The organism is Oceanibaculum nanhaiense (assembly GCF_002148795.1).
Lineage (GTDB): Bacteria > Pseudomonadota > Alphaproteobacteria > Oceanibaculales > Oceanibaculaceae > Oceanibaculum > Oceanibaculum nanhaiense.
On sequence record NZ_MPOB01000007.1, the window covers coordinates 146,323 to 164,565 of the forward strand.

Sequence of the window (18,243 nt, forward strand, 5' to 3'; positions counted from 1 at the left end):
TGCCCGATGCCTTGTAGGTAGGATCAGTCGCGCGCGCCCGGCGCGTCGCCGCGCGGGCCCATCATGTGGCGCCCGTCTCGGAACGTACCATGATGCGGCAGGCCGTCATGCTTGCGTTCGAACCGCGCCTCGCGCAGTTCCTCCGCCGTCACCACGCCGTCCCAGTTGGCGTCGATCCTGCCGAACATAGAGGCGGGCGAATGGCGCTGCTCGCCGGGTTCGATCTTGCCGTCCTTGTTGCTGTCCATCCGCTCGAAGCCGCGCTTGGCCATCTCATCCAGCCGCGCCGCCATCATCGAGCGGAACTCGTCCTGCGACAAGGCGCCATCCTTGTCGGCATCGAAGCTGGCGAACCGGGCCTCGTGTGCGGCCTTGACCTCCGCGCGGGTGATCTGGCCGTCCTTGTTGGCGTCGAAACGCTCCAGCATGTGCTGGACGCGCTGCTCGCCACGCTCCTTCTGATCGGCGCTCATCTTGCCCTGGCGCATGTCGTTTACCGCATGGGCGATGCCGGGCAGGGCGGAAAAGGCGCCGAGCGTGACACCGAGTGCGACCGCGCCGAGCAGGGCGATACGCAGGGTGGTGCGGGGGGTCCGCTTGCGTGTGTTGGAAGTGGTCATGGGGGTAGTCCTTTCGTGTAGGGGGCGGTCCGTTTCTCCTGGACCTGCCCTATACACGCAGGGGCGGCTTATTTCCGTCGCGGCGTCTTCTAGCGCCCTTACCTCAGCGCCGGCCGAACAGCCTTTCGATATCGGCCAGCTTCAGCTCGACATAGGTCGGCCGGCCATGGTTGCACTGGCCGGAATGCGGCGTCGCCTCCATCTGGCGCAGCAGCGCGCTCATCTCCTCGGCGTTCAGCCGGCGGCCGGCGCGCACCGATCCGTGGCAGGCCATGGTGCCGCAGACATGCGCCAGCCGGTCCTCCAGCGTCAGCGCCTGATCCCATTCGGCGAGGTCATCGGCGAGGTCGCGCACCAGCCCGGCGGCGTTGGTCTGGCCGAGCAGCACAGGCACCTCGCGCACCACCACGGCGCCGGGACCGAAAGCCTCAATGACAAGGCCAAGCCGGGCCAGATCCTCGGCGCGGGCTGTCAGCCGCTCGACCGCGGCTTCCTCCAGCTCCACCACTTCGGGCAGCAGCAGCGTCTGGCGCTTCACGCCGTCGCGCGCCAGCGCCTCCTTCATGCGCTCATAGACCAGCCGTTCATGCGCCGCATGCTGATCGACGATGACGATGCCATCGGCTGTCTGGGCGACGATATAGGTGCCGTGCAGCTGCGCTGTCGGCACGCCCAGCGGCAGATTGACGGCCGGCGATGCGTCGGGGACGGGCACCGGCCGGGCGGCGGGCTGCGCGTCCAGGCCGGGTAGCGGCGCATGATAATCATGCAGCGCTTCCGCCAACGCGCCCCCCTGTGCTGCCGGCGCGTAAGGCATGGGATAGGCATAGGCCGGACTGCGCCAGCCCTGCGGCCCCATTCCCGGTCCTTCATTTCGGAAAGCACCCAGCGCCGCCGCCGAGACGGTGGTGGAGGCGCGGTGCCCGGCCTCGGCCAGCGCGTGCTTCAGGGCGGAGACGATCAGGCCACGCACCAGCCCGGCTTCGCGGAAGCGCACCTCCGCCTTGGCCGGATGCACGTTCACATCCACCGCTTCCGGCGGCACTTCTAGGAACAGCGCGAGCAGCGGATGCCGGTCGTGCGACAGGAAATCCTGATAGGCCCCGCGCACCGCGCCCTGCAGCAGCCGGTCCTTCACCGGCCTTCCATTCACGAAAAGATACTGCATCTGCGCATTGCCGCGATTGAGCGTCGGCAGCCCGGCATAGCCGGTCAGGTGCAGACCTTCGCGGGTGGCGTCGATGCGCAGCGCATTCTCGGCGAAGGAATCGCCCATGATCGCAGCCAGCCGGCGCAGTCTTATATCGAATAGCTCGCCCTGTCCGGCGGCCAGCTTCACGGAGCTGCGCGTGCCGTCGCCCAGCGTGAAGCCGACATGCGGGTGTGCCATGGCAAGACGGTTCAGCACATCGACCGCCTGGCCATATTCGGCGCGCGGCGTCTTCAGGAATTTCAGCCGTGCCGGCGTGGCGTAGAACAGGTCACGCACCTCGACCCGCGTGCCCGGCGGATGGGCGGCGGGTTCGACCGGCAGCTTGCGCCCGCCCTCGATGGCGATCTTCCAGGCGCTGTCGGAACCCGCCTTGCGCGAGGTGAGGGAAAGCCGGCTGACCGCGCCGATGGAAGGCAGCGCCTCGCCCCGGAAGCCGAGCGAGGCTATGCGCACCAGATCATCGTCCGGCAGCTTCGAGGTGGCGTGCCGCTCGACCGCCAGTTCCAGCTCGTCGGATGTCATGCCGAAACCGTCGTCGCTGACCGAGATCAGCGATTGCCCGCCATCGCGCAGGATCACGTCGATATGTGTCGCCCCGGCGTCCAGCGCGTTCTCGACCAGCTCCTTCACGGCGCTGGCCGGGCGCTCCACCACCTCGCCGGCGGCGATCTGGTTGACCAATATGTCGGGCAGGCGGCGGATGGCCATGGCGGCGTCAGCCCATCGCGGCGAGGTAGTCGCGGGTCAGCACCTTGCCCTCCTCGACGGCGGGCTGGTCGAACGGGTCGATGTCCAGCAGGTGTGCGGCGATGATGGTCTCCAGCATGAAATGCATCATCAGCGCGCCCAGCGTGCCCTCATCCACCTTGTCGATATGGATCAGCCGCGTCGGGCGCTGGTTGCGGATCAGCGTCTCGGCGGTGGCGCGCTGCTCGGCATCCAGCAAATCGCCCATGGTGCGGCCGCGCAGATATTCCGGCGTCGTCTCGCCGGCCACCCCGTCGGCAATGCGCGGGCCAGTGCCTGCCACCTTGCCCAGGATGAGGGTGAACATCTTGTCGGCCGGGCCGGCCAGATAGAGCTGCAGCTGGCTGTGCTGATCGACCGTGCCCAGGGCGTTCACCGGCGTCGTGCCATTGCCGTCCTTGCCCAGGCTTTCCGCCCAGAGCTGCCGGTACCAGAAGCTGAGGTCGTTCAGCTGGTCGAGATAGGGCATCAGCACGGTCTGGGCCGCCCCCCGGCTGTCGGCCAGCAGCAGCGACAGCGCCGCGCCCACCGCCGGCGGGCAGTCCATCGGGTCTTTTGCGGCGAAGGCGGTGTCCAGCACCGACTGCGCGCCCTGGCGCAGCGCGCGGACATCCAGCCCGGCGATCAGCGCCGGCAGCATGCCGACGCAGGACAGCACGGCATAGCGCCCGCCGACTTTCGGATCATGGTCGATGGTCGGGATGCCATAGCGCTGGGCGAGCTTGCGCAGTGGGTTCTCGGTCTTCTCGGTGATCGCGGTGACATGCGCGGCGACGCCATCCTCGCCGACCGCCAGCACCAGCGGTTCCAGGCAGGTGAGGAACTGCATCAGCGTTTCCGATGTGCCGCCGGATTTGGAGATGACGATGATGCCGGTACGCTTGAAATCGACGGCGGCAAACAGCGCCTGGAAGCTCGCGGGATCGACATTGTCCATGAAATGCAGGCGCGGCGTACCCTCGGGCGGGCCGAAACCCTTGTCGGCGAGGCGGTAGAGCGTGCGCCCGCCGAGGCTGGAACCGCCAGTGCCCAGCACGATCACATCGGCGAAGCGGGCGCGGTAGTCGGCGGCGATAGCCTCCAGTGCGGGCAGATCGTCGGTGCGCGCCGGCAGGCGTAGCAGCGGCAGGCTGCCGTCCTTGTGCCACTGCCGCAGCGTCGCCAGCGCTGGTGCCGCCAGCGCCACGCGGCGGCCGAGCTCGCTGTCGCGCGGGCCGGCCGGGCCGATACGCCCCGACAGGCAGCCCGCAATATCTTGTGTGTAGAACATAAAAAAACACCATTAATAGGTAAACTGTAGGGTAGCAAGCTGCCGGCCCGCCGCCAAGGGGGGCTGGGGAGGCGGAGGGGGTTGCTCGATAATTGGCCGCCCCACCTTACGTCATGCCCGGGCTTGTCCCAGGGGTGACGGTCACAGGAACAAGTCTATAACGGCGCAAACGCGCCGAAAGCTCCCGCTTCAGGATTCCTGCTTCGGCGCCGGCTTCGTCGCGGTGACGCCCTCGGGCTGGCCGACGATGACGAAGGTCAACGCCTTCGGGTCGAACAGGCTGGCGGAGAGACGTTTCAGATCGTCCATCGTCACCGCCTCGATCAGGCCGGCGCGGCGTTCCAGATAATCGATGCCCAGCTTCTCGCGCTGGATCGCCACCAGCATGGAGGCGATGCGGCCAGAGCCATCCAGCGACAGCCAGTAGGAACCGGTAAGGTACGCCTTGGCGTCTGCCACCTCTGCCTCGGTCGGCCCGTCGCCGGCCATGCGCTGCCATTCGGCGCGCACCAGGGCGATGGATTCCGCGACCCGCGCATTGGCGGTGCCGACGCTGCCGACGATGGCCGCCGAATGGTCCATCGGCGTCAGGCCGGCGGAGACGGAATAGGCGAGGCCGCGCTTTTCCCGGATCTCCTCGGTCAGGCGGGAGCCGAAACCGCCGCCCATGATCTCCATCAGGATGGCGGCGGCGAAATAGTCGGGATCGTCGCGCTTCAGCCCGCGCTGGCCGAACAGCACCGTGCTTTGCGGCATGGTGCGGTCGATGACCATGAGGTCGCCGGCGAAGGCCGGCTGGATCTCGGGGATTTCCGGCAGGCTTGCCGTGGCAGGCAGGGTGCCGAAGATGCGGTCAAGCGCCGGGGCCAGCTCTTCCGGCGTGATGTCGCCGACCACACCGACCAGAAGATTGGCGCGGGAGAAGCGCTGTCCGACCGCCTGCTTCAGGTCGTCGGCGGTCAGCGTGGCGACAGACTCGGGCGTACCGCTGCCGCGCCGTCCATAGGGGTGATCGGGATAGGCGCTGGTCCAGAAGGCGCGGCTGGCGATGCTGCCGGGCTGCTCGCGCTCGCGTTTCAGACCGACCAGCATCTGGCCGCGTACCCGCTGCACCGGCTCAAGATCGAAGCGCGGCTGGGTCAGCGCCAGGCGCAGCATCTCGAACGCCGTGTCGCGGTTCTCGGTCAGGGTGCGCAGCCCGCCGCTGATGCCGTCCTGGCTGGCGGAGAATCCCAGCGAGATCGACAAATCGGCCAGCTTCTTCTGGAAGGCCTGGCTGTCCATGTCGCCGGCGCCTTCGGTCAGCAGGTCGGCGGTCATGCCGGCCAGCCCGGCCTTGCCGTCGGGGTCGGCGGTGGCGCCAGCGCCCCGGAAGCCGGCTTCCAGCGCGATGATCGGGTTGGAATGGTCCTCGACCAGCCAGGCCTCGATGCCGCCGGGGCTGACCACACGCTTGATCTCGATGGCGTGGGCCGGCGCGGCGAAGAGGGCGAAGGCCAGCAGCGGGAGGATGGCGAGCAGACGGGAAAGATGGGTCCGCATTGTCTGATCCTTGTTTGGGCTTAGCTGGCGGGCTTAGCTTGCGGGTTTGGGGCGCAAGATGCCGGTCACCGATTGTTCGGGGCGCAGCACGGCGCGCGCGGCCGCCTCCACCTGGTCGCGGGTCACCGCCTCAATGCGCGCCGGCCAGGCTTCCACATCCTCCAGCGTCTGGCCGGTGGCGAGCGCCCGGCCGATCACATTGGCGGGGCCGCGGATGCTGTCGCGGGCGAACACCGCATCGGCGCGCAGACGCTGCTTGGCGTCGGCGATTTCCTGGTCGGTCACGCCAGATTCCAGCAATGCTGCGATCTCCGCGTCGATGGCGGCTTCCACCCGTTCCACCTCCACGCCGGGTTTCGGCGAGCCGTAGAAGCCGAGATTGCCCGGCCCCAGCGCGTCGGCGCTGTAATAGGCGCCGGCGGAAGCGGCGATGCCGTCGCCGATCACCAGACGGCGGTAGAGCCGGCTGGTCGGCCCGCCGGACAGGATCTCCGCCAGCACGTCCAGTGCGTCGGCATGCTCGCTGTCACCCCAGACATAGGAGGGGGCGAGATACTGGCGGGAGAAGCTGGGCTGCTGCACGCGGGCGTCGCTCAGCTCCAGCCGGCGGGCGGCCTGCTGCGGCGGCTCATTCACGCGGTCGCGCGGGGCGATCTCGCGGCGCGGGATCGGGCCGTAATATTTCTCGGCCAGCGGGCGGACCTGCTCCACCGTCACATCGCCGGCGATCACCACGAAGGCGTTATTCGGCACGTACCAGCGCTTGTACCAGTCCAGCGCGTCCTGGGTGGAGAGCGTGCGCATCTCCGATTCCCAGCCGATGATCGGGATACGGTAGGGGTGGTGCAGATATTGCGCGGCGCGCATCTGCTCACCCAGGATGGCGCTGGGGTTGTTGTCGATACGCTGGCGGCGTTCCTCCAGAATCACATCGCGTTCCGGCAGCACCACCGTGTCGGTCAGCGCCAGATTGGCCATGCGGTCGGCCTCCAGCTTCATCATCAGTTCCAGCCGGTCGGCGGCGACGGTCTGGAAGTAGGCGGTGTAGTCCCAGGAGGTGAAGGCGTTGTCCTGGCCGCCATTGCGGTTGACGATGCGGCTGAACTCGCCGGGGGCCAGATCGCCGGTGCCGCGGAACATCAGATGCTCCAGGAAATGCGCGATGCCTGACTTGCCGCGCTGCTCGTCGGCCGATCCGGTGCGGTACCAGACCATATGGGTGACGACCGGGATACGGTGGTTCTCCACCACGATCACCTGCAACCCGTTTTCCAGCGTGAAGCTCTTCGGATTGAAGACGGCGGCCCGGCCTGGGGAGGCGGCAACCAGCAGCAGCGCCAGCACGGCACAGAGGTGGAGAAGGATGGGTCTCGGCAGGGTCATGGCGCCTTTTCCTCGGGGGTCGGGACGGTAAGGTGATCCAGCCCGATCAATATGGCCCGATGATGGCGCGGCGGCGAGGTGTGCGTACTAGGTTAGGGAAATAAAAACGCGGCGGCCGAGAGGACCGCCGCGCCATGCTTTCGGAATGCCGAAAGGTCAGAAGCTCAGCAGCTCGGCGCGGATGACGCCGGGCAGGGCGCGGATGCGCTGCAGCATCGCGTCATCGACCGCGCCGTCGATATCGACCAGCGACAGGGCGACGCCACCCTTCTCGGTGCGGCCGAGATAGAAGCTGGCGATGTTGATGCCGGCCTCGCCCAGCGCGTTGCCCAGCTTGCCGATGAAGCCCGGCTCGTCGCGGTTGCGGACATACAGCATGGTGGCGCCGAAATCGGCTTCCATGCTGATGCCGCGCACCTCGACCAGGCGCGGCGCACGGCCACCGAACAGCGTGCCGGCGACGGTGCGGGTCTGCGAGCCATCGGTGGTGGTCACCCGCACCAGCGTCTGGTAGTCGCAGTCGCGGTCATGCGCGGTCAGGCTGACGGCGATGTCGCGCTGGCGGGCGAAGCTGGGTGCGTTCACCATGTTCACGCTGTCGCTGATCGGCTTCATCAGCCCGGCCAGTGCGGCGGCCAGGATCGGCTTGCTGTTCAGCGTGGCGGCATGGCCTTCCAGCTCCACCGTCACCTGGCCGATGCCCTCGACGGTGAGCTGGCCCAGCATGCTGCCGAGATATTCGGCCAGCTGCATGTAGGGCTTCAGCTTCGGCGCATCCTCGGCGGAAACCGACGCCACGTTCACGGCATTGGAGATCGCGCCGGTCAGCAGATAGTCGGCCATCTGCTCGGCGACCTGCAGCGCGACATTCTCCTGCGCTTCCGAGGTGGCGGCGCCGAGATGCGGCGTGACCACCACATTCGCCATGCCGAACAGCGGGTTCTCTTTCGCCGGCTCGACCTCGAATACGTCCAGCGCGGCACCGGCGACATGGCCGGATTTCAGCGCTGCCTTCAGCGCCGATTCGTCGATCAGCCCGCCGCGCGCGCAATTGACGATGCGCACGCCCTGCTTGGTCTTGGCGATGTTCTCGGCGTTCAGGACATTGCGGGTGGAATCGGTCAGCGGCGTGTGCAGGGTGATGAAGTCGGCACGGGCCAGCAGCTCGTCCAGATCCACCTTCTCGATACCGAGATCGAGCGCGCGCTCGTCGCTGAGGAAGGGATCGAAGCCGATCACCTTCATCTTCAGCCCCTGCGCGCGATCGATGACGATCGAGCCGATATTGCCGCAGCCGATGACGCCCAGCGTCTTGCCGAACAGCTCCACGCCCATGAAGCGGTTCTTTTCCCACTTGCCGGCATGGGTGGAGGCGTTGGCCTCCGGAATCTGCCGGGCCAGCGCCATCATCATGGAGATGGCGTGTTCCGCCGTGGTGATGGAATTGCCGAACGGCGTGTTCATGACGACCACGCCCTTCCTGGTGGCGGCCGGCACATCGACATTATCGACGCCGATGCCGGCGCGGCCGATCACCTTCAGCCCACCGGCCTTTTCCAGCACGGCTTCCGTCACCTTGGTGGCGGAGCGGATGGCGAGGCCATCGTAATTGCCGATGACGGAGACCAGCTCGTCGGCCTTCATGCCGGGCTTGTAATCCACCTCGATCCCGCGCTCGCGGAAAATATCGACGGCGCGCTCCGACAGGGCATCGGAAATCAGAACCTTGGGCATCGTCTTCCTATTCTTCCTTAGTAGCGATTAGGGCAGCAGTGGGTATCAGGCGGCCTTGGCGGCCTCGGTCTTCACCTGGGCGTAGGCCCAGTCGAGCCAGGGCAGCAAAGCCTCGATATCGGATGTCTCGACGGTGGCGCCGCCCCAGATGCGCAGGCCGGCCGGCGCATCGCGATAGGCGCCGATGTCATAGCCCGCACCCTCGGCCTCGACCAGCGCGGCCAGTTTCTTGGCGGCAGCGGCCTGCGCCTCGGCGGGCAGGGCGGTGAACCAGGCATCCTTGATGACGAGGCAGATCGAGGTGCTGGAGCGGGTTTCCGCCGTCTCCGGCAGGAAGGCGGCCCAGTCGCTCTTTTCGACCCAGGCCTCGACGGCCTTCAGATTGGCCTGGCTTCGGGCGATCAGCCCCTTCAGCCCGCCGATGCTCTCGGCCCAGCGCAGCGCGTCGATCTGGTCCTCAACGCAGAGCATGGAGGGCGTGTTGATGGTCTCGCCCTTGAAGATGCCCTCGTTCAGCTTGCCGTTCTTGGTCATGCGGAACAGCTTGGGCAGCGGCCAGGCCGGCTTGTAGCTCTCCAGCCGCTCGACGGCGCGCGAGGAAAGGATCAGCATGCCGTGCTGCGCCTCGCCGCCCAGCACCTTCTGCCAGGAATAGGTGACGGCATCCAGCTTGTCCCAGGGCAGGTCCATGGCGAAGGCGGCGGAGGTGGCGTCGCACAGCGTCAGCCCCTTACGGTCGGCGGGGATCCAGTCGCCGTTCGGCACGCGCACGCCCGAGGTCGTGCCGTTCCAGGTGAACACCACATCGCGGGCGAAATCGACCTGCCCGAGGTCCGGCAGCTTGCCGTAATCGGCCTCGATGACGCGCACATCGTCCAGCTTCAACTGCTTCAGGATGTCGGTGACCCAGCCGGCGCCGAAGCTCTCCCACGCCAGCGCATCGACGCCGCGCGCACCCAGCAGCGTCCACATCGCCATCTCGAAGGCGCCGGTGTCGGAGGCCGGTACAATGCCGATGCGCCAGTCCGCCGGCACGCCCAGGATGGCGCGGGTGCGGTCGATCACCTCGGCCAGCTTGGCCTTGCCCAGCTTGGCGCGGTGCGAGCGCGCCAGCGCTGCATCCGTCAGCGCGTCGGGCGACCAGCCGGGGCGCTTGGCGCAGGGGCCGGAGGAAAAATACGGGACAACGGGGCGCGTGGTCGGCTTCATGGCGGGGTTCCCCTATTTTCGGTGCCGCTAATGGAGGCGGTTGCGGGCGATACTAAGCGCATAATGCTGCATCGCGTCAATGCACAGCTTGACGCAGGGGGCATGCCTGTAAACAGCGCTTACAGGCCAGCATTTCCGCCGCTTTCACCCTGCGGAAAGAGTTTCCGCCACGCAGAAGGGGGAGGGGGTGTGTTTCCCCTCAGAACCGTTTTGGAAAAGCGATGCTCGCATGAGCCACCACTCCAACCGTCATTCCCGGGCTTGTCCCGGGAATCCAGGCTTCAGCTTACTCGACCGATATCCAGCACGCGGAAGCCTGGACCCCCGCAACAAGTGCGGGGGTGACGGGTTGAGATGAATCGGCCACCAGCATCCCAAAGCCAGCATCCCTCATAAAGGCGACAGCGCCCGCCGTTCCCGGTTGCATCCGCCGCCGATATGCCGCATGCAGGCACAAGGTGAGGAAAGCCAGGGGGCCGGCCAATGTTCGGCATGCTGAAATCGGTCGCGGCGCTGCTGGTCAGTGTCGCCCTGCTGCTGCTGGCGAACGGGCTGTTCTCCACGCTGCTGGCGGTACGTATGGCGACGGAAGGCTTCTCCATCGGCCTGGCCGGCGTGGTCGGGGCGGCCTATTTCGCCGGGCTGATGCTGGGCAGCCTGATCGCCCACAAGCTGGTCGAGCGGGTCGGCCATATCCGCACCTTCGCCGCGCTGGCCTCGCTGATCTCCGCCTTTGCCATGCTGCACGCGATTTTCGTCGATCCGCTGGTCTGGGCGGTGTTGCGCGGGCTGACCGGCATCTGCATGGCCGGTGTCTTTGTGGTCACGGAAAGCTGGCTGAACGGCGCGGCGACCAACCAGAATCGCGGTCAGATGCTCTCCGCCTATCTGATCACCACCTATCTGGCGCTGGGCCTCGGCCAGTTCCTGCTGACGCTTTACGACCCGGCCAGTTTCGTGCTGTTCAGCCTGGCCTCTATCCTGTTCTCGATTTCGCTGGTGCCGCTGGCGCTGGACCGTCAGGCGAACCCGACGCCGGTGCAGCCCACCCTGTTCAGCTTCGCCAAGCTGTACCGGATATCGCCGCTGGGTGTCGTCGGCTGTCTGGCCAGCGGCGTGCTGACCGGCGCCTTCTACGGGCTGGGGCCGATCTTCGCGTCCGAGATGGGGCTGTCGCTGGCCGGCATCTCCGCTTTCATGAGCGCCACCATCCTGGGCGGGCTGGTGCTGCAATGGCCGGTCGGCAAGCTGTCCGACCGGTTCGACCGCCGCAGCGTCATGGTCGCGGTGCTGGTCGCCGCCGCGCTGGTCAGCCTCGCGGTCGTGCCGGCGCTGGGCTTGTCTTTCGAGCTGCTGCTGGTGGTGGCGGCCCTACAGGGCGGCCTCAGCTTCGTGGTCTATCCGCTGAGCGTCGCCCACACCAACGATCACATCTCCGCCGACGATCTGGTGCCGGCCTCGGCCGGCCTGCTGATCGCCTATGGCGCGGGGGCGGTGATCGGGCCGCTGGGCGCGTCGCAGGCGATGGAACGGATCGGGCCGGAAGCGCTGTATTACACGCTGGCGCTGACCTCGGTTCTGGTTGCCGGGTTCGGCCTTTACCGCATGACCCGCCGGGCCGCACCGACGGTGGAGGAGCAGGGGCCGTTCGTGCCGCTGACCCGGATGACCGGCATGGCGTCGGAACTCGATCCGCGCGGCGAGGAAGACGCCGCCGGCTGAAATCAGGTGAGCGCCTCGATATCGTCCGCCGACAGATTGCCCGGCACCACGGTGATCGGGATGCGCATCTTGCCGGCGATCTTGCCGATCATATGGCTGACCAGCGGTCCCGGCCCGTCCGGCCCGATGCTGGCGGCCAGCACCAGGATGGAGATGCCGGGCTCCTCGTCGATCAGTTGCAGGATCTGCTCCCGCCGCCGCCCTTCGCGGATATACACGACGGGAATCTTGCCGGTGATCGCCGCCGCCTGGTCGGAGCAACGCCCGACATTTTCCTCCGCTTCCTGGCGCTTCTCCTCGCGGATCAGGTCGCCGACCGACATCCAGGGTTCGATATCCTCCGGCTCGATGACATAGAGCAGGGCCAGCCGGCCGCGCGAATTGCGCGCGCGGTGGGCGGCATAGCGCAGCGCTGCCGCCATTTCCGGCGTGTCGTCCACGATAACCAGGAAGACGCGTTCTTGCTGCTTGGCGGGCATGTCGTCCCCCATGTCGCTCCCGGAGTCGGTTTCTGGCGTATCGGTCATCCTCGTCAGCTCTTTCTGAAGACCAGTGAGGCGAGCCATCCTGCCACTACCGCGATGATGACGGCAATCGCGCCGTAGGCGGCCGAGTGATTGTAGGCGAATTCATAGACATCGGCACCGAAGCCGGCCTTGCTGACCAGCAGCGGCGTGGTCTGGGCGCTGACCACCTCCTGCTCGCGGATCAGATAGACGGTCACCGTATAGGTGCCGGTCGGTACGTTGGAGGGCAGGAACAGCCGGGTGCGGAACAGGGTGCGGCCAACGAATCCGACCTGCCCCACTGTTGGCGGATACAGTCCCCTTGCCTGCTTGCGGCGGATCAGCGCGGCGCGGAAATCGGCTTCGTCCGTGGCCGTCAGGGATTCCCCCTCGGCCAGTGGCAGGCGCAGATTGCCGGTGCCGATCTCCAGCCGGGCCCGCACCGCCGCATTGGCGATTTCCTCCAGCGGGCGGCTGCTGGCGATGGCGTAGAAGGCGGGCACATCGGTAAAGCCGACGGAGCGCGTGTTCAGCCAGATGCCCAGCAGCTTGTCCTTGCGCCGGACGAGCACCTCCTGCGTCGGGCCGGTCACCGCGACCACCACATCGCCCTCGCCCTCGATGGCGCCGAACAACAGCACCTCGGTGCCGGTGAAGCCGGCGGTGATCGCCACCAGATGGTTCGACAGGTCGGCGACCAGCTCCTGCGCCGAGGCGCGTCCGGCCGGCAGCAGCAGGATCAGCGCCAGCAATATCGGCCCGATGGGCGCCGGCAGGCGGCTTGCCGCGGCGCCGCTCATGGCCGCCCCGGGAATTGCAGCGAGAAGAAATCGTCCGGCACCACCACCAGGTCGAACAGCAGCTTGCCGCAGACCACCAGCACCAGCAGCGCCAGCAGGGCGCGCAGCTGCTCGCCGCGCAGGGCGGCGCCGAAGCGCGCGCCGGTCTGTGCGCCCAGCACGCCACCGGCCAGCAGCAGTAGCGCCAGGAACACGTCCACCGTCTGGTTCTGGTAGGCCTGCAGGAAGGTCACGTTGGCGGTGACGAAGATGACCTGGAACAGCGAGGTGCCGACCACGATCGCCGTCGGCATGCCCAGCAGATAGATCATGGCCGGCATCAGCATGAAGCTGCCGCCGACACCCATGATCGCCGACAGGATGCCGACCAGCGCGCCGATGGCGAAGGGCAGCAGTGCGCTGATATAGAGCTTGGACTGGCGGAACCGCATCTTCAGCGGCAGGCCATGCAGCCAGTTATGTTCGTGCAGCTTGCCGCGCCGGGCGACGCCGCGGCGGCGGCGCAGGATGGCGCGCAGCGATTCCTGCAGCATCAGCAGCCCGACAATGCCGAGCAGGAAGACGTAGAGCAGCGAGATGATGAGGTCGATCTGGCCGAGAGTCTGCAGCCAGCTGAACACCCAGACGCCGATGGTCGAGCCGAAGATGCCGCCGGCCAGCAGCACAGCGCCCATCTTGAAATCGACGTTCTTGCGCCGCCATTGCGCGATCACTCCGGAGACCGAGGCGGCGACGATCTGGTTGGCCTGGGTGCCGACAGCGACGGCCGGCGGGATGCCGATGAAGATCAGCAGCGGCGTCATCAGGAATCCGCCGCCAACGCCGAAAACGCCTGACAGGAACCCCACCACCCAACCCATCCCGAGAATCAGGACGACGTTCACCGACATTTCGGCGATGGGCAGGTAAACATACATGGTCGCGTGGGCCGCCAGGGTAAGGACGCGCGCCGATCAAAGGCGCTTATACTGTGGCGCTAACCAGACCGGTACGCAATGGATAGTATTGGTACAGTGGTATTTTTACCGCCTTGCCCGTTTAGCCCTGCTCAATCGGCAGCCCGGCCTGTGCCCAGGCAAGGATACCGCCACCCAGCCGGTGGATCGGTGCATCCTTGGGTGCCAGGCCGGAGGCCGCGAGCAATTCGGCGGCCGCCCCGCAACGCACGCCGCTGCGGCAATGGAACACCAGTTTCTTGCCGGGCGGCACCTCAACTGACGCCGGGTCGAAGCCCGACAAGGGCAACAGCACGGCACCGGGAATGCGGGCCTGCGCCCATTCCTGCGGCTCGCGCACATCGATCAGCACCGCCTCGCCGCGCACCATCCAGTCATGGATGGTCGCGGGAGTCTCGATGCGGATGTCGGGAGCACTCATGGCTGCCGTTCCGTGGTAAGGCGCGTCAGGCCGCGTCGGCCTGCTGCGCGGCTTCCTGCACGGGGGCAGAGTTATACAGGCCGTACAGCGTGCCGAGGATGGTCGTGACCTCCTCGGTGGAGATCGAGTAGAAGATGGTCTGTGCCGAGCGGCGGGTCTTGACCAGCCCATCGCGGCGCAACCGCGCCAGATGCTGGGACAGGGCAGACTGGCTCAGCTTCACCAGCTTCTCCAGCTCGCTGACGGACTTCTCGCCCTCGCTCGCCAGGAGATGCAGGATCAGAAGCCGGCGCTCGTTGCCCATGGCTTTGAGAACGGCGCTTGCACGTCGGGTGTTCTGCTTGAACATCGCGATTTCCTAGATAAACCCTATATGGTGAGAAGCCGGTAACAGCTAGAGGGACGGCCCGCCATACCAAGCCACCGCTAAGGGTGGCGTATTGCGAACCAGTTGCTGCGCTTATCTAGTGGAAAAAACAGGAAATGCCAATGAATAAGGAAGCGTGCGGCGGAGCGACGCAGGCAGTCGAGCTGGATACGACGGGTCTGAAATGCCCGCTGCCGGTGCTGAAGGCACGCAAGAAACTGCGCGAGGTGCCGCCCGGCGGGCAGCTGAAAGTGCTGGCCACGGACCCCGGCGCGATCAAGGATTTCGAGGCTTTCTGCGAGGCGACGGGCACGCGCTACCTGTCCTGGGACCAGGCCGGCGAGGTCTATACCATCCTGTTGGAACGCCCGGCATAGGAGCGGGGCTCATCTGCGTTTTGTGCATAGCAGCAATCGGGGCGGTTTCTTGCGGGTTTCGCGCCTGGCGGGATAGAGTGCCGCCCAATGGAAAATAATGCATAGGAAGAGGCATATGGCTGCCCACAAGATCGCGATCATCCCCGGCGACGGTATCGGCACCGAGGTGGTGCCCGAGGGGCTGAAGGTGCTGGACGCCGCCGGCCGCAAATTCGGCATCAGCTATGAATTCACCCATTTCGACTGGTCGTGCGAGCGCTACAAGGATACCGGCGAGTTCATGCCGAAGGACGGCATCCAGCAGCTCTCCGGCCATGATGCGATCTTCCTCGGCGCTGTCGGCTGGCCCGGCGTGCCCGACCATGTGTCGCTCTGGGGCCTGCTGATCCCGATCCGCCGCGAGTTCGATCAGTATGTGAATCTGCGCCCGGTCCGCCTGTTCGAGGGTGTGCGCAGCCCGCTGGCCGACCGCAAGCCCGGCGACATCGACTATTACGTCGTGCGCGAGAATTGCGAGGGCGAGTATTCCGCCATGGGTGGCCGCCACAATGCCGGCACCGAGCATGAATTCGTACTGCAGGAGACGGTGTTCACAAGGCGCGGCGTGGACCGCGTCATGAAGTTCGCCTTCGAGCTGGCGATGACTCGCGGCCGCCATGTCACCTCGGCCACCAAGTCGAACGGCATCATCCACACCATGCCGTACTGGGACGAGCGCTTCGCCGCGATGAAGCAGGCCTACCCGGAGGTGAAGACCGACCAGTTCCACATCGACATCCTGACCGCGCATTTCGTGCAGCACCCGGACTGGTTCGACGTGGTGGTGGGCTCCAACCTGTTCGGCGACATCCTGTCCGACCTCGGCCCGGCGACCACCGGCACCATCGCCATCGCGCCCTCGGCCAACCTGAACCCGGAAGGCAAGCACCCCTCGATGTTCGAGCCGGTGCACGGTTCCGCCCCGGATATCGCCGGCAAGGGCATCGCCAACCCGATCGGCCAGATCTGGTCCGGCGCCATGATGCTGCAGCATATGGGCCACCAGGACGCGCATGATTCCATCCTGAAGGCCATCGAGACGGTGCTGCGCGAGGGCGGGCCGAAGACGCCGGATCTGGGCGGCCAGGCCAGCACCGCCGATCTCGGCTCCGCGATTGCCGAGGTGGTGGCGTCGTCATGACGATGTGGTTCGAGGATTTCGCGGTCGGCCAGCGCTTCGAGACGCCGGGCGTCACGCTGTCGGAAGCGCAGATCCTCGACTTCGCCTTCCAGTACGACCCGCAGCCCTTCCATATCGATAGGCCGGCAGCCGAGGCCGGCCCGTTCGGCGGGCTGATCTCCAGCGGTTTCCAGACGCTGGCGGTCAGCTTCCGGCTGACCTACCAGCTGGGGCTGATCGCCGAATCCGGCATGGGCGCCTTCGGCATGGACGCGCTGCGCTGGCAGCAGCCGGTGCGGCCGGGCGACACGCTGAAGGTGGTGCTGTCGGTGCTGGAAGTGCGCGAATCCGGCTCGAAGCCGGACCGCGGCTTCGTCACCTTCGGCTACGAGACCTTCAACCAGAAGGGCGAGAAGGTGATGAGCTTCAAGGCCGCGCAGATCGTCCGCCGACGGCCGGTGTAACGAGACCTTCTCCTCGCGGAAGAGGGGTTTTTAAATTCGTCATGGTCGGACTTGATCCGACCATCCAGCGACCGAGCGAACCGCACGGACGGCTGGACCCTCGGGTCAAGCCCGAGGGTGACGAAGTGGAGGATTGCCGTCCAACCAACCCTCTCCCCTCGCGGGAGAGGGTGGACGCGCAGCGTCCGGGTGAGGGGGCGGCTCCGCCCGTGCGATTACCCCTCACCCAGCGCCGCCTAATTCGCTTCGCTCATAAGGCTCCGCAACCCTCTCCCGCAAGGGGCGAGGGAAAGTCTGATTAATCCGCCGCGTCGGAGAAGCCTGGGGGCGAGATGGGCAGGCGCACCTTGTCGGCGGCCTCCAGGATCAGCGACGCATCGGCGCCCGGCCGGTGCGCGTTCTCCGACAGATACCGGCGGAAGGCGCGGGCACCCGGCAGCCCGTTATACAGCCCCAGAATATGCCGGGTCATGTGGGCCAGCGGCGTGCCCTCGGCCAGTTCCCGCTCGACATAGGGGATGAAGGCTTCCAGCACTTGCCGACGGCTGGGCGCGGGCGCGGATGCTGCGAAGAAGCGCCGGTCGGCCTCGGCCAGCATGTACGGCTCCTGATAGGCCGCGCGGCCTATCATCACGCCATCGACATGGGCCAGATGCGCCGCCGCCTGGTCCAGCGTGGTCACGCCGCCATTCAGCACGATGGTCAGCTCCGGCAACTCCTGCTTCAGCCGATAGACCAGCTCGTAGCGCAGCGGCGGAATCTCGCGGTTCTCCTTCGGACTCAGCCCTTTCAGCCAGGCCTTGCGGGCATGCACGATGAAGCTGCGGCAGCCGGCATCCGCGACGGTCTCGATAAAGCGCTTCAGGTCGGCGTAATCCTCCATCTCATCGACGCCGATGCGCGACTTCACCGTGACCGGCAGGGATGTCGCGGCGATCATCGCCTTCACGCCGGCCGCGACGGTCTCAGGCTCGGCCATCAGGCAGGCGCCGAAGCGGCCCTTCTGCACCCGGTCGCTGGGGCAGCCGCAATTCAGATTCACCTCGTCATAGCCGAAGCCCGCGACGATCTCCGCCGCGCGCGCCAGATCGTCCGCCTCCGACCCGCCCAGCTGGCAGGCGACCGGATGCTCGGCCCCGTCGAAGCGCAGCAGCCGCTGCCGGTCGCCATGCAGCACGGCACCGGTCGTCACCATCTCGGTATAGAGCAGCGCCTGCCGGCTGATGAGCCGCAGGAAGAAGCGGTCATGCCGGTCCGTCCAGTCCATCATCGGGGCGACGGAGAGCCTATGCGCGGGAACAGCCTTCATGGCGCATCAGGTACGTCTTATCCGTCCTGAGGTCAATGTGGGGGGCATTTCTGTCAATGGTACCGCAGGCATGCAAACGCCAGCCTTACTTCATGCACAAGAAGACGTGATGGGTACTCGACTCTTAGCTTTGTACATGGCAGCGTTTTGTGATTTTAATCTAAATTAGGCTGTTAAGAATGCATGTCTATGACCAGCGTAGGAATGTATCTCGCCTGTTACAGCATGGACTCGATTCCAGTTCAGTAGTTGTTGCATCGCCAGATCACCCTCTACTGATGGATGGTCCAGATATCATAGTCGGAGGAGATAGCGGTCTTTCGGCCATATATTTTCTAAAAGCAGCCGAAAGAAAATTCCCTGAAAAATTTATAGTTCGATTTATTCTTAGTCGACTTGCCCTACCACCTCAATCAAGGCATTTCTTGATCGATAGTCATATAG

At 66.2% G+C, this 18,243-nt stretch carries 18 protein-coding genes; 5 read left to right on the forward strand and 13 right to left on the reverse strand.

Annotation, left to right across the window (positions count from 1 at the left end; translation table 11 throughout):
* Nucleotides 1–23: 23 nt before the first annotated feature.
* From BKM74_RS13980 to BKM74_RS14010, 7 genes are all read right to left on the reverse strand, one after another.
* Nucleotides 24–620: an EF-hand domain-containing protein gene (locus BKM74_RS13980; protein WP_086466323.1), complete on the reverse strand. Its 597-nt coding sequence runs from the start codon at nt 618–620 to the stop codon at nt 24–26.
* Nucleotides 621–723: 103 nt separating this feature from the next.
* Complete coding sequence (gene mutL / locus BKM74_RS13985; RefSeq protein ID WP_086466324.1) at nt 724–2,541, reverse strand: DNA mismatch repair endonuclease MutL; 1,818 nt, start codon at nt 2,539–2,541, stop codon at nt 724–726.
* A gap of 7 nt (nt 2,542–2,548) precedes the next feature.
* Nucleotides 2,549–3,850, reverse strand: coding sequence for a glucose-6-phosphate isomerase (locus tag BKM74_RS13990; protein WP_086466325.1), 1,302 nt, complete (start codon nt 3,848–3,850; stop codon nt 2,549–2,551).
* 189 nt (nt 3,851–4,039) lie between these two features.
* Nucleotides 4,040–5,392 carry a M16 family metallopeptidase gene (locus BKM74_RS13995; RefSeq protein ID WP_086466326.1) on the reverse strand — a complete coding sequence of 451 codons (1,353 nt, stop codon included), beginning with the start codon at nt 5,390–5,392 and terminating at the stop codon, nt 4,040–4,042.
* Nucleotides 5,393–5,425: 33 nt separating this feature from the next.
* Nucleotides 5,426–6,775 (reverse strand): M16 family metallopeptidase, encoded by a 1,350-nt coding sequence (locus tag BKM74_RS14000; RefSeq protein ID WP_086466327.1) that lies wholly within the window; start codon nt 6,773–6,775, stop codon nt 5,426–5,428.
* A gap of 156 nt (nt 6,776–6,931) precedes the next feature.
* Nucleotides 6,932–8,509: a phosphoglycerate dehydrogenase gene (serA, locus tag BKM74_RS14005; protein WP_086466328.1), complete on the reverse strand. Its 1,578-nt coding sequence runs from the start codon at nt 8,507–8,509 to the stop codon at nt 6,932–6,934.
* Nucleotides 8,510–8,554: 45 nt separating this feature from the next.
* The gene (locus BKM74_RS14010) at nt 8,555–9,718 is read right to left on the reverse strand and encodes a phosphoserine transaminase (protein ID WP_086466329.1); all 1,164 of its coding nucleotides are present in this window, start codon (nt 9,716–9,718) and stop codon (nt 8,555–8,557) included.
* Between the two features lie 483 nt (nt 9,719–10,201).
* Here BKM74_RS14010 and BKM74_RS14015 point away from each other — a divergent pair, with 483 nt between their 5' ends.
* On the forward strand, nt 10,202–11,440 hold the full coding sequence (locus BKM74_RS14015) for an MFS transporter (RefSeq protein WP_086466330.1): 1,239 nt from the start codon (nt 10,202–10,204) through the stop codon (nt 11,438–11,440).
* A 2-nt stretch (nt 11,441–11,442) separates the two neighbouring features.
* Here BKM74_RS14015 and BKM74_RS14020 read toward each other — a convergent pair whose 3' ends face one another.
* From BKM74_RS14020 to BKM74_RS14040, 5 genes are all read right to left on the reverse strand, one after another.
* Nucleotides 11,443–11,967, reverse strand: coding sequence for a universal stress protein (locus BKM74_RS14020; RefSeq protein WP_086466331.1), 525 nt, complete (start codon nt 11,965–11,967; stop codon nt 11,443–11,445).
* Between the two features lie 5 nt (nt 11,968–11,972).
* Nucleotides 11,973–12,746, reverse strand: a complete 774-nt coding sequence (locus BKM74_RS14025) for a TIGR02186 family protein (protein WP_086466332.1) — start codon at nt 12,744–12,746, stop codon at nt 11,973–11,975.
* Complete coding sequence (locus tag BKM74_RS14030) at nt 12,743–13,663, reverse strand: sulfite exporter TauE/SafE family protein (RefSeq protein WP_086466333.1); 921 nt, start codon at nt 13,661–13,663, stop codon at nt 12,743–12,745. The genes BKM74_RS14025 and BKM74_RS14030 overlap by 4 nt, the downstream gene beginning before the upstream one ends.
* Nucleotides 13,664–13,784: 121 nt before the next feature.
* Nucleotides 13,785–14,123 carry a rhodanese-like domain-containing protein gene (locus tag BKM74_RS14035; RefSeq protein WP_086466334.1) on the reverse strand — a complete coding sequence of 113 codons (339 nt, stop codon included), beginning with the start codon at nt 14,121–14,123 and terminating at the stop codon, nt 13,785–13,787.
* Between the two features lie 25 nt (nt 14,124–14,148).
* Complete coding sequence (locus BKM74_RS14040; protein WP_086466335.1) at nt 14,149–14,472, reverse strand: ArsR/SmtB family transcription factor; 324 nt, start codon at nt 14,470–14,472, stop codon at nt 14,149–14,151.
* 140 nt (nt 14,473–14,612) lie between these two features.
* Here BKM74_RS14040 and BKM74_RS14045 point away from each other — a divergent pair, with 140 nt between their 5' ends.
* The 3 genes from BKM74_RS14045 to BKM74_RS14055 all read left to right on the forward strand — a co-directional run bounded on the left by BKM74_RS14045 (nt 14,613) and on the right by BKM74_RS14055 (nt 16,490).
* Nucleotides 14,613–14,867 carry a sulfurtransferase TusA family protein gene (locus BKM74_RS14045; protein WP_086466336.1) on the forward strand — a complete coding sequence of 85 codons (255 nt, stop codon included), beginning with the start codon at nt 14,613–14,615 and terminating at the stop codon, nt 14,865–14,867.
* A gap of 115 nt (nt 14,868–14,982) precedes the next feature.
* Nucleotides 14,983–16,047, forward strand: coding sequence for a tartrate dehydrogenase (locus tag BKM74_RS14050; RefSeq protein WP_086466337.1), 1,065 nt, complete (start codon nt 14,983–14,985; stop codon nt 16,045–16,047).
* Nucleotides 16,044–16,490, forward strand: coding sequence for a MaoC family dehydratase (locus BKM74_RS14055; RefSeq protein ID WP_086466338.1), 447 nt, complete (start codon nt 16,044–16,046; stop codon nt 16,488–16,490). Before BKM74_RS14050 ends, BKM74_RS14055 begins: the two co-directional genes overlap by 4 nt.
* A 298-nt stretch (nt 16,491–16,788) precedes the next feature.
* On the opposite strand, the gene dusA is transcribed toward BKM74_RS14055, so the two are convergent.
* Nucleotides 16,789–17,799, reverse strand: a complete 1,011-nt coding sequence (gene dusA / locus BKM74_RS14060) for a tRNA dihydrouridine(20/20a) synthase DusA (RefSeq protein ID WP_086466339.1) — start codon at nt 17,797–17,799, stop codon at nt 16,789–16,791.
* A 179-nt stretch (nt 17,800–17,978) separates the two neighbouring features.
* Here dusA and BKM74_RS18865 point away from each other — a divergent pair.
* Nucleotides 17,979–18,243, forward strand: a 265-nt coding sequence (locus BKM74_RS18865) for a hypothetical protein (protein WP_217895488.1), incomplete at its 3' end; no start/stop codon positions are given.

Coding starts and splice junctions, on each gene's coding strand:
- BKM74_RS13980 (WP_086466323.1), bottom strand. CDS start 620: ATGACCACTTCCAACACACGCAAGCGGACCCCCCGCACCACCCTGCGT.
- mutL (WP_086466324.1), bottom strand. CDS start 2,541: ATGGCCATCCGCCGCCTGCCCGACATATTGGTCAACCAGATCGCCGCC.
- BKM74_RS13990 (WP_086466325.1), bottom strand. CDS start 3,850: ATGTTCTACACACAAGATATTGCGGGCTGCCTGTCGGGGCGTATCGGC.
- BKM74_RS13995 (WP_086466326.1), bottom strand. CDS start 5,392: ATGCGGACCCATCTTTCCCGTCTGCTCGCCATCCTCCCGCTGCTGGCC.
- BKM74_RS14000 (WP_086466327.1), bottom strand. CDS start 6,775: ATGACCCTGCCGAGACCCATCCTTCTCCACCTCTGTGCCGTGCTGGCG.
- serA (WP_086466328.1), bottom strand. CDS start 8,509: ATGCCCAAGGTTCTGATTTCCGATGCCCTGTCGGAGCGCGCCGTCGAT.
- BKM74_RS14010 (WP_086466329.1), bottom strand. CDS start 9,718: ATGAAGCCGACCACGCGCCCCGTTGTCCCGTATTTTTCCTCCGGCCCC.
- BKM74_RS14015 (WP_086466330.1), top strand. CDS start 10,202: ATGTTCGGCATGCTGAAATCGGTCGCGGCGCTGCTGGTCAGTGTCGCC.
- BKM74_RS14020 (WP_086466331.1), bottom strand. CDS start 11,967: ATGACCGATACGCCAGAAACCGACTCCGGGAGCGACATGGGGGACGAC.
- BKM74_RS14025 (WP_086466332.1), bottom strand. CDS start 12,746: ATGAGCGGCGCCGCGGCAAGCCGCCTGCCGGCGCCCATCGGGCCGATA.
- BKM74_RS14030 (WP_086466333.1), bottom strand. CDS start 13,663: ATGTATGTTTACCTGCCCATCGCCGAAATGTCGGTGAACGTCGTCCTG.
- BKM74_RS14035 (WP_086466334.1), bottom strand. CDS start 14,123: ATGAGTGCTCCCGACATCCGCATCGAGACTCCCGCGACCATCCATGAC.
- BKM74_RS14040 (WP_086466335.1), bottom strand. CDS start 14,472: ATGTTCAAGCAGAACACCCGACGTGCAAGCGCCGTTCTCAAAGCCATG.
- BKM74_RS14045 (WP_086466336.1), top strand. CDS start 14,613: ATGAATAAGGAAGCGTGCGGCGGAGCGACGCAGGCAGTCGAGCTGGAT.
- BKM74_RS14050 (WP_086466337.1), top strand. CDS start 14,983: ATGGCTGCCCACAAGATCGCGATCATCCCCGGCGACGGTATCGGCACC.
- BKM74_RS14055 (WP_086466338.1), top strand. CDS start 16,044: ATGACGATGTGGTTCGAGGATTTCGCGGTCGGCCAGCGCTTCGAGACG.
- dusA (WP_086466339.1), bottom strand. CDS start 17,799: ATGAAGGCTGTTCCCGCGCATAGGCTCTCCGTCGCCCCGATGATGGAC.